This window comes from Variovorax sp. J31P179 (assembly GCF_030316985.1).
GTDB classification, from domain to species: domain Bacteria; phylum Pseudomonadota; class Gammaproteobacteria; order Burkholderiales; family Burkholderiaceae_C; genus Variovorax; species Variovorax ginsengisoli_B.
The window spans coordinates 153422-168270 of record NZ_JASZYL010000008.1; the positions used below are offsets into that span (position 1 = coordinate 153422).

The window sequence follows — 14849 nt, forward strand, 5'->3', positions numbered from 1 at the left end:
CCTTTTAGTTTCAGGCCAGCGCGACGAGCGCCTCGCCGACGATCTTGGTCTGGCCGAACTGGTTGGCGCTCAGCAGCTCGATGCGCACGCAGCGCTCGCCGGCCTGCTCGAGCTTCTCGACCACGGTGCCGCTGCAGCGCATCGCATTGCCCAGGTGGGTGATGCCCTGGAAGCGGGCGTCGAAGCGGCGCAGCCGGCTCTGCGGCGCCCAGGCGGTGAGCAGGCGGCCGAGCCAGGCCATGCCCAGCATGCCTTGCGCGAAGACATCGGGCATGCCGGCGCGGCGCGCCACGTCGATGTCGATGTGGATCGGGTTGTGGTCGCCCGAGGCGCCGGCGAACAGGGCCAGCGTGGTGCGGTCGACCGCGGGCAGCTGCAGCGGCGGCAAGGCGTCGCCGACCTGCACGCTGTCGAAGGTGGGAGGGTTCATTCGGACATGCTCCTAGTGGCGGCAGACGATGACGGTGCGCAGTTCGGCGACCAGCTCGCCGTGCTGGTTGGTGGCGCGCGCGGTCTTGACGACGAACTCGAGCGCGCCGTTCTTCTTGTCGTAGATGTCGCTGATCGTGCTGCGCACGGTCACGGTGTCGCCGGCGCAGGCCGCCACATGAAAGCTGAAGCCCTGCTCGCCGTGCAGCAGCTTGGCGATCGGGATCTGCAGGTCGGCGAGCAACTGCTCGGAGGCGCCCGAGTCGAGCTCGGCCGCGAACAGGAAGGTCGGCGGTGCCGGCAGGTCGGGGTAGCCGGCATCGCGCGCCGCGGCGACGTCGGTGTAGACCGGATCGGTCTCGCCGATCGCCTTGGCGAAGAACTGCAGCCGGCTGCGCTCGATCGGCAACACCGATGCGGGCAGTTCGTGGCCGATCCATTTCTTGTCGATCATGGGCGCTCCTTGTTCATACGCGTTCGTAGAGGGTCACGACACAGGCGCCGCCGAGCCCGAGGTTGTGCTGCAGCGCCAGCCGGGCGCCTTCGACCTGGCGCTGTTCGGCCGTGCCGCGCAGCTGGTGCGTGAGCTCGTAGCACTGGGCCAGGCCGGTGGCGCCCAGCGGATGCCCCTTGCTCAGCAATCCGCCCGAGGGGTTGGTGACCACCTTGCCGCCGTAGCTGTTGTCGCCGTCGCAGATGAACTGCTCGGCGCCGCCGGGCCCGCACAGGCCGAGCGCCTCGTAGCTGATCAGTTCGTTCTGCGCGAAGCAGTCGTGCAGCTCGACGACGTCGAGGGCGTCGGGCCCGATGCCCGCGGCCTCGTAGACCTGCCGTGCCGCCGCCTGCGCCATGCCGAAGCCGACCACCTCGCGCATGTCGCGGGCCTCGAAGGTGGCGGGGCGGTCGGTGGTCATGGCCTGCGCCCTGATGCGCACACTGCGCTGGATGCCGTGCCGCTCGGCGAAGGCGCTCGAGCAGATGACGGCCGCGGCCGCGCCGCAGGTCGGCGGGCAGGCCATCAGGCGGGTCATCACGCCGGGCCACATCACGGGCGCATTCATGACCTCTTCCTCGGTCACCACCTTGCGAAGCATGGCCAGCGGGTTGTTGGCCGCATGGCGGCTGGCCTTGGCGCGCACCTTCGCGAAGGTCGACAGCTGCGTGCCGTACTGTTGCATGTGGGCGAGGCCGGCGCCGCCGAAGTAGCGCAGCGCCAGCGGGATCTCGTCGTGCCCGACGAGATCAGCGCAGGCCTGGTCGAAGCGCTCGAAGGGGCTCGGCCGATCGTTGAAGACCGCGCCGAGCGCGCCCGGGCGCATCTGCTCGAAGCCGAGCGCCAGCACGCAATCGGCGGTGCCGCTGGCCACCGCCTGGCGCGCCAGGAACAGCGCGGTCGAGCCGGTCGAGCAGTTGTTGTTGACGTTGACGATCGGAATGCCGCTCAGCCCGACCTCGTACAGCGCGTGCTGTCCGGCGGTGGAGTCGCCGTAGACATAGCCGACGTAGGCCTGCTGCACCTGCTCGTAGCCGATGCCGGCGTCGGCGAGCGCCTGCCGGGTGGCCTGGGCCGCCATCTGCGGATAGGCCTCGCCGGCCCCGGGCTTGGTGAAGGGGATCATGCCGACCCCGGCGACGTAGACGTCCTGGTTCATGAAAGGCTCCTTGGTGTGGGAATGGCTTCAGGCCACGGCGCGCTCGCGGCCCTGCCAGAAGGGTTCGCGCAGCCGGGTCTTGAGCACCTTGCCGGCGCCCGACAGCGGCAGCGCAACGACGAAGTCGACGCTGCGCGGGCACTTGTAACCCGCGATCAGGGACTTGCAGTGGGCGATCAGCGCGGCCGGCGCGACCTCTTGTTCGGGCCGCCGCACCACCACCGCGTGCACGCTCTCGCCCCACTCGTCGCTCGGGATCGCGATCACCGCGCAGGCCAGCACGGCGGGATGCTGCGCCAGGGCGTTCTCGACCTCGGCCGAATAGACGTTCTCGCCGCCCGTGATGATCATGTCCTTGAGCCGGTCGGCAATGAAGATGAAGCCGTCGTCGTCCATCCAGGCGCCGTCGCCGGTGTGCATCCAGCCGTCGCGCAGCGCCGCCGCGGTGAGCCCCGGCTGGTTCCAGTAGCCCTGCATCACGTTGGGTCCGCGCACGATCACCTCGCCGACCGTGCCGCGCGGCACCTCGACGCCCTGCGGGTCGACGATGCGGACCTCGGTGCAATGGCTGGCCCGGCCCGCCGAGCGCAGCTTGCCGAGGTGGCGTGCCTCGCGGGTGTGGTACCAGGGTGGATTGAGGGTCGCGAGCGGTGACAGTTCGGTCATGCCGTAGGCCTGTGCGAATTCGACGCCGGGCAGGGCGCTCATCGCGCGTTCGAGCACCGCCTCGGCGATCGTCGAGGCACCGTACGCGATGGCGCGCAGCGAGCTCAGGTCGCGCGGCTTCTTCATCGCCGGGTGGTCGACAAGCATCTGGATCATGGTCGGCACCAGCAGCGCGTGCGTGACCCGGTCGCGCTCGATGACGTCGAGCACCTGCTCCGGGTTGAAGACCGGGATGATCGAATGCGTGTTGCCCTCGATCCAGTGCGGCATCGCCAGTCCCATGTCGGCCAGGTGGAACATCGGCGCGCAATGCAGGTAGGTGCCGTCGGGCCCGGCCAGGCCCTCGGCGCGCAGCGCCATGCCCGAGCTGCACATGTTGGTGTGGCTCAGCATCACGCCCTTGGGAAAGCCGGTTGTGCCGCCGGTGTAGAAGATGCCGGCCAGGTCTTCGCCGCGGCGCAGCGCGTCGGGCACCGGCACGGCCTCGGCCAGCAGGGCCTCGTAGCCGTGCATGCCGGCGGGCGCCTCGCCGTCGCCGCAGAACACGACCTCGCGCAAGCTGGTGGCCTCGCGCCTGAACGGCTCGACCAGCGGGGCGAAACTCGCATCGACCAGCAGGATGGTCGAGCCCGAGTCGTTCAGCGAATAGAGGATCTCTGCCGCCGACCAGCGGATGTTGCAGGGGTTGAGCACGCCGCCGCCCCAGGGCACGGCCATCTGGTATTCGAGGTAGCGGTCGGAGTTGAGCGACAGCATCGCGACCCGGTCGCCGCGCTGCATGCCGAGCGTCTGCAGGGCCGCTGCCAGGCGCGCCACCCGGTCGATAAGTTCGCCAAAGCTGCGTTGGCGGTCGCCGAAGCGCAGCGCCACGCGATCCGGATGCTGCTGCGCCGCGCGGTGCAGTGCTTGGGTGAGGTACATGCCTTTGTCTCCTTCCGACCCCGGGATTCCGTGGCCTTGTTCTGGGTGGGCTCATGGTAGAAACCGCCGGCCATCCGGACGATTGCGTTTCGCATCGATCCGATGGCAAAAGACCTCAACCCTCGCCCTCATGAGCCATCGATCGATGCTGCGTCCTCCGGTCACGATCTCGATCGCGTTCGTCAAGGGCATGGTGTCCGGCATCCAGGCGCGCGGCTGCTGCTGCGACGACCTGCTGGCCGAGGCCGGCATTCCGCCCGGGCTGCTGCAGGAACCCGGTGCGCGCGTCACGGCCGACCAGTACGTGGCGCTGTTCGGGCTCCTGATCGAGCGCTTCGACGACGAATGCCTGGGCTTCCTGTCGCGGCCCGTCAGGCGGGGCAGCCTGGCCCTCATGACCCGCGCCGCGATCGACGCGCCGACGCTCGAAGCCGCGACCCGCCGCGTCGCCCACGTGTTTCGCCTGCTGCAGGACGACCTGCTGCTGGAACCGGTGCGCGACGGCGCTCTGGCGGGCGTGGCGCTGCGCGTGGTGGATCCGTCGCAGGCGCGCCCGGCCTTCCTGCACGAACTGATGCTGCGCGTCGTCTGGCGTCTGCTGGCCTGGCTGGCGGGCGGGCAGCTGCCGGCGGTGCGCTTCGATTTCGCGTTCCAGAGTCCGGCCTACGCCAGCAGCTACGGCAAGGTGTTTCCGGCGCCGCTGCACTTCGGCTGCGCGCAGTCGGCGTTCTGGTTCGACGCCGCGCAGCTGAAGAAGCCGGTGCGCCGCGACGAGGCCGCGATGCGCGCCTTCCTGGCCGACGCGCGGGCCCAGGTGATCGTGCCGCGGCGCGGCGACGACCTGTGCAGCGCGCGCGTGCGCGGCCACCTGCAGCACACCCAGCCGGCATGGCCCGACCTCGCGGCCACCGCCGAGGCGCTGCACATGTCGACCTCGACCCTGCAGCGGCGGCTGGCCAGCGAAGGCACCTCGTTCCAGTCGCTCAAGGACGAACTGCGCCGCGACACCGCGATCGTTCGCCTGATCTCGGGCACGGTGCCGCTCGCGACCTTGGCCTTCGAACTGGGCTTTGCCGACAGCGCGGCGTTCCAGCGCGCCTTCAAGGTGTGGACCGGCAGCGCGCCCGGCGCCTACCGCCGCGGCGGCCCTTGATGTCGAATCAGCGGTCCATCGGCAGGTAGAGGCTTTCCTTGATCTCCTCCATCACCACGTAGCTGTTCGACTCGGCCGGCACCGGCAGCTTCTTCAGCAGGTCGCCGAGCAGGTTGCGGTAGTCGCTCATGGCGCGCAGGCGGGCCTTGACGAGATAGTCGAAGCCGCCCGACACCAGGTGGCATTCCATCACCTCGGGCACGTGCAGGAGCTCCTGGCGGACCTTGTCGAAGACATCGGCCGACTTCGACGACAGCGTGATCTCGACGAACACCAGCAAGGTCTTGCCGAGTGCCTGCGGGTCGATGCGCGCGTGGTAGCCGCTGATGACGCCCTCGCGCTCCATGCGTCGCACCCGCTCGGAGCATGGCGAGGTCGACAGGCCGATCTGCTCGGCCAGGTCGGTCATCGAAATGCGTCCCTGGCGCTGCAGGATGTCGAGGATTTTCCGGTCGGTGCGGTCGAGGTCGGTCATTTCACTCCTTGGAGCCCTCTGGCAGGCTTGGAACAGCTGAAAACACTGCAACGCGGCTGAATTTCAGTGGAGTTTACCGACGATCAATTCATAACATTGACTCCTTTCCTGCTTTCTTGGAGTTCTGCGATGAAAGTGATCGTTCTGGGCGGTGGCGTGATCGGCGTCACCACCGCGTACTACCTGGCGCGCAATGGCGCCGAGGTGACCCTGATCGATCGCCAGGGCGGCCCGGCGCAGGAAACCAGCTTCGCCAATGCCGGCCAGGTGTCGCCCGGCTACTCGACGCCCTGGGCGGCGCCGGGCATCCCGCTGAAGGCCCTGAAGTGGATGTTCCAGAAGCACGCGCCGCTGTCGATCCGCCCCGACGGCTCGCTGTTCCAGCTGCGCTGGATGGCGCAGATGCTCAGGAACTGCTCGCCCGATCGCTATGCGCTCAACAAGGAACGCATGATGCGCGTCGCCGAGTACAGCCGCGACTGCCTGCGCGCGCTGCGCGCCGAGACCGGCATCCGCTACGAGCAGCGCACCCAGGGCACGCTCCAGCTGTTTCGCACCCAGGCGCAGCTCGACGCGGTGCAGCGCGACCTGGCCGTGCTCGAAGAATGCGGCGTGCCCTACACGCTGCTCGACCGCAGCCGCCTGGCGAGCGTCGAACCGGCCCTGGCGCGCACCGGCGACCTGCTCTCCGGCGGCCTGCACCTGCCGAACGACGAGACCGGCGACTGCAACCTGTTCACCCAGGGCCTGGCGGCGATCGCCCGCGGGCTGGGCGTCGACTTCCGCTTCGACCAGCCGGTCGACGGCCTGGTCACGGAAGGCGGCCGGATCACCGGCGTGCGCCTGGGCGGCGCGGCGAGCGAAGTGCTCACCGCCGATCGCTACGTGCTGGCCTTCGGCAGCTATTCGCGCGACTTCATCGCGCCGCTGGGGCTCGACATCCCGGTTTATCCGGTCAAGGGCTATTCGCTGACGGTGCCGCTGGTCGAGCCCTCGCTGGCGCCGCAGTCCACGGTGCTCGACGAGACCTACAAGGTGGCGGTCACGCGCTTCGACGACCGCATCCGGGTCGGCGGCATGGCCGAACTCGGCGGCTTCGACCTGCGCCTGAACCCGCGCCGGCGCGAGACCCTGGAGCGCGTCATCACCGACCTGTTCCCCTGCGGCGACCTGCCGCGCGCCAGCTTCTGGACCGGCCTGAGGCCGATGACGCCCGACAGCACGCCGATCGTCGGCCCGACCCGCTACGGCAACCTGTTCCTCAACACCGGGCACGGCACGCTGGGCTGGACCATGGCCTGCGGTTCCGGCAAGCTGGTGGCCGACCAGGTGACGGGGCGGCGTCCGGAGATTCGCACCGACGGGCTGTCGGTCGATCGCTACCTGCCGGTCGCGCCGGGACGTGGCAGCGCGGGCCGACCGCAAGGCGTGCCGGCCTGAGAACCTGCTCGCAATGGGTCCATGACCTCCGGGGTCATCGACCCGCGGAGGCCGCACGGCGACCATTCGTTCACCCCGCGCTGTTGCGGGTCGTGAATCGAAAGGAAACGCCATGAACACCGCCACCATCGATGCCACCCGCGTGGCCGAGCACTACATCGCCGTCTGGAACGAGACCGATGCCGAGCGCCGCCTGAGGCTGCTCGAAACCCACTGGACCGAGGACGCGCGCTATGTCGATCCGCTGGCGCAGGCCAGCGGCCGCACGCAGATCAGCGCGCTCGTCGGCGGCGTGCAGCTGCGCTTTCCCGGCTTTCGCTTCGCCCTCAAGGGCCAGCCCGACGCGCACGGCGACCGGCTGCGCTTCTCGTGGACCCTGGGCCCCAGCGGCGCCGAGGACCTGATCGAGGGGACCGACTTCGCGCAGCTCGAAGCCGGCCGGCTGCAGTCGGTCACGGGTTTCCTGGACAAGGTGCCGGTCGGGGCCTGATCCGGGGCAGGGCGCGTGCGCGCCGTCGGCACAATGCCGCCATGGCGAAAGCACAAGCAACCGCATCCCCCCGCTTCGGCGACGCGCTCGGCCACGGCATGAGCGACAAGCGCATCGACATCCTTCGCGGCATCGGGCGCACCGGCAGCATCTCGCAGGCCGCGCGCGACGCCGGCGTCAGCTACAAGGCCGCCTGGCAGGCGGTCGCGACCTTGACCAACCTGGCCGGCGTGCCCCTGGTGGCGAGTGCGGTCGGTGGTGCCGGCGGCGGCGGCGCCACGCTGACGGCGCACGGTACGCAGCTGCTCGAGCTCGCACAGGCGCTGGAGGTGGCGCGGCGCGCGGTGCAGACGCACGCCGAAGCGGCGGGCGGCTCGGCCGCCGGCGCCGGCAACGCGGTGGCGCGGCTCGCGATCCGCACCAGCATGCGCAACCAGCTGCCGGCCACCGTCGAGGCGATCGAGTCGACCGGCCGCCTGGTGCGGGTGCGCCTGGCGCTGGGCGGGAGCCAGTGCCTTGCCGCCCGCATCACGCAGGAGAGCGCGGAACTGCTCGGCCTGGCCGAGGGCATGCAGGCGATCGCGCTGTGCAAGGCAACCGCCGTTCGGGTCGAGCGAGCCTCGGCCGAGCGCCGTGTCAGGGGCAACCAACTGGCCGGCATGGTCGCCGGCGTGGCGCGTGGCGAGGACGGCGACGAGATCTCGGTGGCGCTGGAAGGCGGCCTGCAGTTGGTGGGCTTCGCGCCCAGCGGCACGGCGCTGCGCGGGCGCCAGCGCGTGCTGGCGATGGTCGAGGAGGCGGCGGTGGTGGTGGCGCTGCCCGGCTGATTTTCGGGACTCAGGCCACCGTGCCGAGCCGGCCGAGTTCCTGTCGGATCAGCTCCGCGCTGGCAGGGCGCACCAGCCGGCCGACCTCCCGGCCGTCGCGCATGAAGACCAGCGTCGGCCACAGCTTGACCTTGAACGATCGGCCCAGCGCGCGGCCGCTGCCGTCTTCGATCTTGAGGTGGCGCAGCGCGGGCGCCGCGGCCAGCGCTTCGGCCAGCAGCGGCTGCGCCGCCTTGCAGAAGCCGCACCAGTCGGTGCCGAACTCGACCAGGGTGGGGCCGGGCAGTGCGTCGACCTCTTCGCGCGAAGGCGCGACCGTTGAATAGCTCGAAATCATCCGGCGATTCTGCGCGAGCCGCGCGAAACCCGCTCGCGGCCGGCGCCCCCGTTCAGCTGATCAAACGGCCGTTCGAGCTGATCACCGCGACATCCACGAACTGGTTGCCTTCGCGGTTGCCGCGGCCGTAGTTGATCTTCACGCCGCCCAGGTCGTAGCCCTCGATGTGCTCCAGCGCGGCGATCACGCCGGCGCGCGTCGGCGACGGACCGGCGCGGCGCAGGCCCTCGGCCAGCACGCAGGCGTCCATGTAGCCCTCCAGGCTCGGCAGCGAGAACTCCTTGACGCCGTTGGCCAGCATGTCGGCCTGGTAGCGCCGCACGATCTCGAACTTGGTCGCGAAGGGCGAGGGCACGACGATCGCGAAGCCCAGGCCATGGGCCAGGTCGCCCATCGCGCCGAGCGCGCTGGCCGTGATCGACAGGCCGTAGGCGCTGCTCTTGCCGCCGGCCTTGCGCAGCGCGCGAACGAAGGCCGGCGCGGTGCCGGCCAGGCCGATGATGACGATCTGCGGCTCGGCCGCTGCGATCTTGGCGGCGGCTGCGTCGACCTCCATGCTTGTGGTGCTCGGCGTGCTGGCGATCACCGCCGGCTCGAGCTTGGCCTTGGCGAGCGCGGCCTTGAAACCCGCCAGCAGCGACTGGCCGAGCGGGTCTTCCGAATAGACGATGCCGATGCGCGACTGTCCCAGCACGGCGGCGGTGGCGATCAGCCGGTCGAGTTCCTGGTCGTAGTTGGCGCGCACCCAGAAGGTGTTGGGTGCTGCCTTCTTGCGCAGCGAGACGGTGCCGGTGTTCGGGCCGACCACCGCCATGCCGGGCACGGCATCGCTGATCTCGGCGGTCTGCCGCGTGCCCAGCGGGTGCACCATGGCCAGCACCGAGCTGTCGGCGGCGAAGGCCAGGGCGTTGGCTTTGGCGATGTCGGGCTTGAACTGGTCATCGGCCATCACCAGCTCGACCTTGGTGCCATTGATGCCGCCGGCGCGGTTCAGGCCGTTGAAGTAGGCCGACGATCCCACGAAGAGGGCGATGCCGTTGGCCTTCTCGACGCTGCTGTTGTCGAACGAAGCACCGATGCGGATGGTCCGGGCCTGGGCGAACGCGGGCAGTCCGAAGCCGGCTGCGGCAGCAAGGCCGGCGGCGCCGGCGATGCGGGTGATGACTTGGCGCCGATTGGGTTTCGACGGCAGGGAAAAGCTATTGGCCTCGGGCTCACGCATGGTCAACGTCCAATCAGGCCGCCGGGTTCGGCGCGCAGGTTTTAACAGGCGCTGACAATAGCAACAATTTGTAAAATTGTCACTAGGGCGATGCCGGGCGTGAGGTCCGTCAGCGCCCCCGGCCGAGCTTTCTGTAGACGGTGGCGCGGCTGATGCCCAGGGCCCGCGCGGCTTCCGCCACATTGCCGCGGGCGTCGTCGACGGCCTTGCGGATCAGGGCCGACTCGACGTCGCGCAGCCGCGGCGCGCTGGCGCCAGCGACCGCGCCCGTCCTGGGCTGCCGCGCCAGCCGCGGCCGGGCCTGGACCCGCAAGCCCGACCACAGCGGCACCTCGAGCACGGCGTCGCCGCGCCGGGCGGCATCGAACAGCATCTGCGGCGGCAGTGCGAAGAGGTCGTTGCAATGGAGCGACGGTCGCCCGCCGAGCGGCTGGTGCAGCATCTGGCGCGCCGCGGCATTGGCGCCGCTGATGCCGCCGTCGGCGTCGATGCAAAGCAGGCCTTCGGTGTCGGTGCCGGCGACGCTGCCGGGCCAGCCGATCTGCAGCAGCAGCTCGCAGGGGTGGCCTTGCACCAGTGCGTTCTCGATGCTGCGGGCCGAGGACGCCGCGAGGTGGCGCAGCTCGGGCCGCTCGACCACCTGGACACCGGTCAGGTCGAGCATCCCGATGCATTCGCCCCGCGGGCCGAACAGCGGCGCGCCGGCGCAGCTGTAGATGCTGGTGTCGTCGAAGAAATGTTCGCCGCGATGCAGCCAGACCGAGGCGTGCTCGGCCAGCGCCGCACCGATCGCCGTGGTGCCGACGGCGCGCTCCGACAGGTCGACGCCGACGCGCGCGATGTCGCGCGCATGCCGCGCGGCCGGGTCGCTGCCGGACGGCAGGGCGCCGATGTCGACCACGATGCCGTCGGCGTCGGTCAGGATGGCGAAATAGCGGGTGTCGGCGATCGCCCGCGACAGGCGGTCGAGCACCGGCCGCGCTGCTGTGACCAGCGCGCGGTTGCGCTCGGCCACTCGCTGCGCCTGCTCGGCCGAGACCGGATCGAAGCTCACGTGCTGCCGCGGGCGGTGGCCGGCGGCCAGGCAGCGCTGCCACGAGCGAACCAGCCACGGCTCGACCGGCGCCGCCAGTGGATCGGCCGGGCGCTCGCCGTCGATCCACGCGCGGCGCGCCTGGGCAATGGACAGGGTGCGCTCGGGCGGGGGAGAAGCGAAAGAGGGCGTCATCGTGTGGACATCGGGCCTCGGCGGCGCCTGTTCGGGACTCGCCGGAGGGCGAGCTGTTTCATTTTGAGAATTTCAAGGACAACGCGCAAGCGCCTAGGGTTTTGCCTAGGATCGTGCCTTTGCCGCCCGTCCAAGATCATGCGGCCGAAGTTCAGCCATCACCTACAACGGAGACAGCCACATGCAGGTTCCATTCACGGTCAACGGCCGCGAGGTCACGGTCGACGCCCCCCCGAACACCTTCCTCGTGCAAGCGATTCGCGAGCATCTCCACCTGACCGGGACGCATGTCGGCTGCGACACCGCGCAATGCGGCGCCTGCACCGTCCACGTCAACGGCCGCGCGGTCAAGTCGTGCAACGTGCTGGTCGCGCAGGTGGCCGGCGCCCAGATCACCACCATCGAGGGCATCGCCCAGCCCGACGGCACCATGCACCCGATGCAGGCGGCCTTCAAGGAGTGCCACGGCCTGCAATGCGGCTTCTGCACGCCGGGCATGGTGATGAGCGCCATCGACCTGTGCACCCACCATCCGAAGTCCAGCGAGACCGAGATCCGCGAACTGCTCGACGGCAACCTCTGCCGCTGCACCGGCTACCAGAACATCGTCAAGGCGGTGCAGATGGGTGGCGAGGCGATGTCCGCCGCGCCCGCCAAGACCACGGCCACCGCTTGAGGAGCACGACATGGGCGCACCCGACTTCGCAGGCCTGCCGCACATCGGCGAGGCCCTCAAGCGCAAGGAAGACTATCGCTTCCTGACTGGCGCCGGCCAGTACACCGACGACATCGACCTGGCCAACCAGGCCCACTGCATCTTCGTGCGCTCGCCGCACGCGCATGCCACGATCAAGTCCGTCGACATTGCCGCGGCATCGAAGATGCCCGGCGTGGTCGGCATCTTCAGCGGCAAGGACATCGAGGGAAAGATGGGCGGGCTGCCCTGCGGCTGGCTCATCAACAACCCCGACGGCACGCCGATGAAGGAGCCGATGCACCCGATCCTCGCGATCAAGAAGGTGCGCTATGTCGGCGACCATGTCGCGATGGTGGTGGCCGAGACCGTCGAGCAGGCCAAGAACGCGGCCGAGGCGGTGGTGGTCGACTACGACGTGCACCCGGCGCTGGTCAGCGTGGCCGATGCCGCGAAGAAGCAGAGCGGCGTCACGATCCACGACGAGGCGCCCGACAACCAATGCTACAAGTGGGCGATCGGCGACAAGGCGGCGGTCGATGCCGCGTTTGCCAATGCGGCGCACGTCACCAAGCTCGACCTGGTCAACAACCGGCTGATCCCCAACCCGATGGAGCCGCGCGTGGCCATCGGCAGCTACAGCCGCGCCAACGAAGAGTACGTGCTCTACGTGTCGAACCAGAACCCGCACGTCGAACGGCTCCTGATGACCGCCTTCGTACTCGGCCTGCCCGAGCACAAGGTGCGCGTGATCGCGCCCGACGTCGGCGGCGGATTCGGCTCCAAGATCTATCTCTATGCCGAGGACGTCTGCCTGACCTGGGCCTCGAAGCAGCTCAACCGCAGCATCAAGTGGACCGGCGAGCGCTCCGAGTGCTTCCTGTCCGACGCCCACGGCCGCGACCACGTGAGCCATGCCGAGATGGCGATGGACGCCCAGGGCAAGTTCCTGGCGCTGCGGGTGCACACCAACGCCAACCTGGGTGCCTACCTGTCGACCTTCGCGACCGCGGTGCCGACCATCCTCTACGCCACGCTGCTGGCCGGCCAATACACGACGCCGCAGATCTACGTCGAGGTCGATGCCTGGTTCACCAACACCGCGCCGGTCGATGCCTACCGCGGCGCCGGCCGACCCGAGGCCACCTACCTGCTCGAACGGCTGGTGTCGCGCTGCGCCTGGGAAATGAACCTGGGCCAGGACGAGATCCGCAAGCGCAACTTCATCGCCACCTTCCCCTACCAGACGCCGGTGGCGCTGCAGTACGACACGGGCGACTTCCACGCCTGCATGGACAAGTCGAGGCAGTTGGCCGACGTCGCCGGGTTTGCTGCGCGCAAGTCGGCCAGCGAGGCGAAGGGCAAGCTGCGCGGCATGGGCTACTCGAGCTACATCGAGGCCTGCGGCATCGCGCCGTCGAACATCGCGGGTGCGCTCGGCGCGCGCGCGGGCCTGTTCGAATGCGGCGAGATCCGGGTCCATCCGACCGGCAGCGTGACCGTGTTCACGGGCTCCCACAGCCATGGCCAGGGCCACGAGACGACCTTTGCACAGGTGGTGGCGGCGCGCCTGGGCATCGCGGTCGAGGCGGTCGACGTGGTGCACGGCGATACAGGCCGCGTGCCCTTCGGCATGGGCACCTACGGCTCGCGCTCGATCTCGGTGGGCGGCGCGGCAATCATGAAAGCGCTCGACAAGATCGAGGCCAAGGCCAAGAAGATCGCGGCCCACCTCATGGAAGCCAGCGACGCCGACATCGAGTTCGCCAACGGCGAGTTCACGGTCAAGGGCACCGACAAGAAGATCCCGTTCGGCCAGGTGGCGCTGACGGCCTACGTGCCGCACAACTACCCGCTCGACAAGCTCGAGCCCGGCCTCAACGAAACCGCCTTCTACGACCCGACCAACTTCACCTTCCCGGGCGGCACCTACATCTGCGAGGTCGAGATCGACAAGCAGACCGGCGAGGTCAAGGTCGACCGCTTCACGGCGGTCGACGACTTCGGCACCATCATCAATCCGATGATCGTCGAGGGCCAGGTGCATGGCGGCCTGGTGCAGGGCATCGGCCAGGCGCTGATGGAAAACTGCGTCTACGACAGCGAAGGCCAGCTGCTCACCGGCAGCTTCATGGACTACGCGATGCCGCGCGCCGAAGATTTCCCGATGTTCAAGCTCGACACCGTCTGCACGCCCTGCACCCACAACCCGCTGGGCACCAAGGGCTGCGGCGAGGCCGGCGCCATCGGCTCGCCGCCGGCCGTGATCAACGCGGTGCTCGATGCGCTGGCGCCGCTGGGCGTCAAGGACTTCGACATGCCGGCGTCGCCGCACCGCGTCTGGGAGGCCATGCAGAAGGGCAGCGCGAGCACGACCCCGCAACCCTCGCTCGCCGCCAGCACCCAAGGCCGTCCGGCTCCCTGAACACCGAAGGAAAAAACACCATGTACGCCTTCACCCTCGAACGTCCCACCACCCTGGCCGACGCGGTCAAGCTGGCCGCTGCCGGCGCCAAGCCGCTGGCCGGCGGCCAGACCCTGCTGGCTTCCATGAAGCTGCGCCTCTCGGCCCCGGAGCAACTGGCCGACCTGAGCGGCGTCAAGGAGCTCACCGGGATCACCCGCGATGGCAACAGCTTCGTCATCGGCGCCATGTCCCGGCACCTGGACGTTGCCAACCACGCCGACATCCAGGCCGCCTTTCCGGCGCTCGCCTACCTGGCGGCACACATCGGCGACCGCCAGGTGCGCGCCATGGGCACCCTCGGCGGCTCGGTCGCCAACAACGATCCGGCCGCCTGCTATCCCAGCGCGGTGCTGGCGACCGGCGCGACGGTCGTGACGAACAAGCGCGAGGTCGCGGCCGACGACTTCTTCCAGGGACTGTTCACCACCGCACTTGAAGACGGCGAACTGATCAAGGCCATCCGGTTCCCGATCCCGAAGCGGGCGGCCTACGAGAAGCTGCGCCAGAAGGCCTCGAACTTCCCGCTGGTCGGCATCTTCGTCGCCCAGTCCGACAGCGGCGTGCGGGTGGCGGTCACGGGCGCTGGCAACGGCGTGTTCCGGCACAAGGGCCTCGAGGACGCGCTCGCCAAGGCGTTCACGCCCGAGTCCGCGGCCGGCGTCAAGATCGACGCCTCCGACCTCAACAGCGACTTGCATGCCTCGGCCGACTACCGGGCCAACCTGATCAGCGTGCTGACCCAGCGCGCGGTCGCCAAGGCCCTCGGCTGAATGTGGCCCCCACGCTCGGCACTGCGTGTCCTCGCTGCCCCCCGAGGGGGCCGCAGGCCGCCTTGGGGCGGCCCGGCG

The 14849-nt window shown here is 69.5% G+C and carries 15 protein-coding genes; 7 read left to right on the forward strand and 8 right to left on the reverse strand.

Annotated elements, in window-relative coordinates; translation table 11 throughout:
- Positions 1-10: 10 nt before the first annotated feature.
- The 4 genes from QTI17_RS21685 to QTI17_RS21700 are packed head-to-tail and all read right to left on the reverse strand — an operon-like array spanning position 11 to position 3668.
- Positions 11-430, reverse strand: coding sequence for a MaoC family dehydratase (locus QTI17_RS21685; protein ID WP_286535532.1), 420 nt, complete (start codon positions 428-430; stop codon positions 11-13).
- 12 nt (positions 431-442) lie between these two features.
- Positions 443-883, reverse strand: a complete 441-nt coding sequence (locus QTI17_RS21690) for a MaoC family dehydratase N-terminal domain-containing protein (RefSeq protein ID WP_286535535.1) — start codon at positions 881-883, stop codon at positions 443-445.
- Positions 884-896: 13 nt separating this feature from the next.
- Positions 897-2081 (reverse strand): lipid-transfer protein, encoded by a 1185-nt coding sequence (locus tag QTI17_RS21695; RefSeq protein ID WP_286535536.1) that lies wholly within the window; start codon positions 2079-2081, stop codon positions 897-899.
- A gap of 27 nt (positions 2082-2108) precedes the next feature.
- On the reverse strand, positions 2109-3668 hold the full coding sequence (locus QTI17_RS21700) for a long-chain-fatty-acid--CoA ligase (RefSeq protein ID WP_286535537.1): 1560 nt from the start codon (positions 3666-3668) through the stop codon (positions 2109-2111).
- A 130-nt stretch (positions 3669-3798) separates the two neighbouring features.
- Here QTI17_RS21700 and QTI17_RS21705 point away from each other — a divergent pair, with 130 nt between their 5' ends.
- Positions 3799-4821, forward strand: a complete 1023-nt coding sequence (locus QTI17_RS21705) for an AraC family transcriptional regulator (RefSeq protein WP_286535538.1) — start codon at positions 3799-3801, stop codon at positions 4819-4821.
- 7 nt (positions 4822-4828) lie between these two features.
- Here QTI17_RS21705 and QTI17_RS21710 read toward each other — a convergent pair whose 3' ends face one another.
- Entirely contained in the window at positions 4829-5296 is a 468-nt protein-coding gene (locus QTI17_RS21710) for an Lrp/AsnC ligand binding domain-containing protein (RefSeq protein WP_286535539.1), read from the reverse strand.
- A 129-nt stretch (positions 5297-5425) separates the two neighbouring features.
- On the opposite strand from QTI17_RS21710, the gene QTI17_RS21715 reads away from it, so the two are divergent.
- The 3 genes from QTI17_RS21715 (at position 5426) to QTI17_RS21725 (ending at position 8053) form a co-directional block, all read left to right on the forward strand.
- Positions 5426-6736, forward strand: a complete 1311-nt coding sequence (locus QTI17_RS21715; protein ID WP_286535541.1) for a D-amino acid dehydrogenase — start codon at positions 5426-5428, stop codon at positions 6734-6736.
- A 112-nt stretch (positions 6737-6848) separates the two neighbouring features.
- Positions 6849-7226, forward strand: coding sequence for a nuclear transport factor 2 family protein (locus tag QTI17_RS21720; protein WP_286535542.1), 378 nt, complete (start codon positions 6849-6851; stop codon positions 7224-7226).
- Positions 7227-7267: 41 nt separating this feature from the next.
- Positions 7268-8053 (forward strand): TOBE domain-containing protein, encoded by a 786-nt coding sequence (locus QTI17_RS21725; RefSeq protein WP_286535543.1) that lies wholly within the window; start codon positions 7268-7270, stop codon positions 8051-8053.
- A 10-nt stretch (positions 8054-8063) separates the two neighbouring features.
- Here the strand turns inward: QTI17_RS21725 and QTI17_RS21730 are convergent, their stop codons facing one another.
- The 3 genes from QTI17_RS21730 to QTI17_RS21740 form a co-directional block, all read right to left on the reverse strand.
- Positions 8064-8390 carry a thioredoxin family protein gene (locus QTI17_RS21730; protein ID WP_286535544.1) on the reverse strand — a complete coding sequence of 109 codons (327 nt, stop codon included), beginning with the start codon at positions 8388-8390 and terminating at the stop codon, positions 8064-8066.
- Positions 8391-8442: 52 nt separating this feature from the next.
- The gene (locus QTI17_RS21735; RefSeq protein WP_286535546.1) at positions 8443-9612 is read right to left on the reverse strand and encodes an ABC transporter substrate-binding protein; all 1170 of its coding nucleotides are present in this window, start codon (positions 9610-9612) and stop codon (positions 8443-8445) included.
- Positions 9613-9721: 109 nt separating this feature from the next.
- Positions 9722-10840, reverse strand: coding sequence for a helix-turn-helix domain-containing protein (locus tag QTI17_RS21740; RefSeq protein WP_286535547.1), 1119 nt, complete (start codon positions 10838-10840; stop codon positions 9722-9724).
- Positions 10841-11021: 181 nt separating this feature from the next.
- Between QTI17_RS21740 and QTI17_RS21745 the strand changes: the two genes are divergently transcribed.
- The 3 genes from QTI17_RS21745 to QTI17_RS21755 are packed head-to-tail and all read left to right on the forward strand — an operon-like array spanning position 11022 to position 14771.
- Entirely contained in the window at positions 11022-11516 is a 495-nt protein-coding gene (locus tag QTI17_RS21745; protein ID WP_286526348.1) for a (2Fe-2S)-binding protein, read from the forward strand.
- Between the two features lie 10 nt (positions 11517-11526).
- The gene (locus QTI17_RS21750; protein ID WP_286535548.1) at positions 11527-13959 is read left to right on the forward strand and encodes a xanthine dehydrogenase family protein molybdopterin-binding subunit; all 2433 of its coding nucleotides are present in this window, start codon (positions 11527-11529) and stop codon (positions 13957-13959) included.
- A gap of 20 nt (positions 13960-13979) precedes the next feature.
- On the forward strand, positions 13980-14771 hold the full coding sequence (locus QTI17_RS21755; RefSeq protein ID WP_286535549.1) for an FAD binding domain-containing protein: 792 nt from the start codon (positions 13980-13982) through the stop codon (positions 14769-14771).
- Positions 14772-14849 lie beyond the last annotated feature (78 nt).

Bases quoted from the DNA above. Each gene is read 5' to 3' on its own strand.
- QTI17_RS21740 (WP_286535547.1), bottom strand. From the start codon at position 10,840: ATGACGCCCTCTTTCGCTTCTCCCCCGCCCGAGCGCACCCTGTCCATT.
- QTI17_RS21730 (WP_286535544.1), bottom strand. From the start codon at position 8,390: ATGATTTCGAGCTATTCAACGGTCGCGCCTTCGCGCGAAGAGGTCGAC.
- QTI17_RS21735 (WP_286535546.1), bottom strand. From the start codon at position 9,612: ATGCGTGAGCCCGAGGCCAATAGCTTTTCCCTGCCGTCGAAACCCAAT.
- QTI17_RS21710 (WP_286535539.1), bottom strand. From the start codon at position 5,296: ATGACCGACCTCGACCGCACCGACCGGAAAATCCTCGACATCCTGCAG.
- QTI17_RS21685 (WP_286535532.1), bottom strand. From the start codon at position 430: ATGAACCCTCCCACCTTCGACAGCGTGCAGGTCGGCGACGCCTTGCCG.
- QTI17_RS21690 (WP_286535535.1), bottom strand. From the start codon at position 883: ATGATCGACAAGAAATGGATCGGCCACGAACTGCCCGCATCGGTGTTG.
- QTI17_RS21720 (WP_286535542.1), top strand. From the start codon at position 6,849: ATGAACACCGCCACCATCGATGCCACCCGCGTGGCCGAGCACTACATC.
- QTI17_RS21750 (WP_286535548.1), top strand. From the start codon at position 11,527: ATGGGCGCACCCGACTTCGCAGGCCTGCCGCACATCGGCGAGGCCCTC.
- QTI17_RS21725 (WP_286535543.1), top strand. From the start codon at position 7,268: ATGGCGAAAGCACAAGCAACCGCATCCCCCCGCTTCGGCGACGCGCTC.
- QTI17_RS21745 (WP_286526348.1), top strand. From the start codon at position 11,022: ATGCAGGTTCCATTCACGGTCAACGGCCGCGAGGTCACGGTCGACGCC.
- QTI17_RS21695 (WP_286535536.1), bottom strand. From the start codon at position 2,081: ATGAACCAGGACGTCTACGTCGCCGGGGTCGGCATGATCCCCTTCACC.
- QTI17_RS21705 (WP_286535538.1), top strand. From the start codon at position 3,799: ATGAGCCATCGATCGATGCTGCGTCCTCCGGTCACGATCTCGATCGCG.
- QTI17_RS21755 (WP_286535549.1), top strand. From the start codon at position 13,980: ATGTACGCCTTCACCCTCGAACGTCCCACCACCCTGGCCGACGCGGTC.
- QTI17_RS21715 (WP_286535541.1), top strand. From the start codon at position 5,426: ATGAAAGTGATCGTTCTGGGCGGTGGCGTGATCGGCGTCACCACCGCG.
- QTI17_RS21700 (WP_286535537.1), bottom strand. From the start codon at position 3,668: ATGTACCTCACCCAAGCACTGCACCGCGCGGCGCAGCAGCATCCGGAT.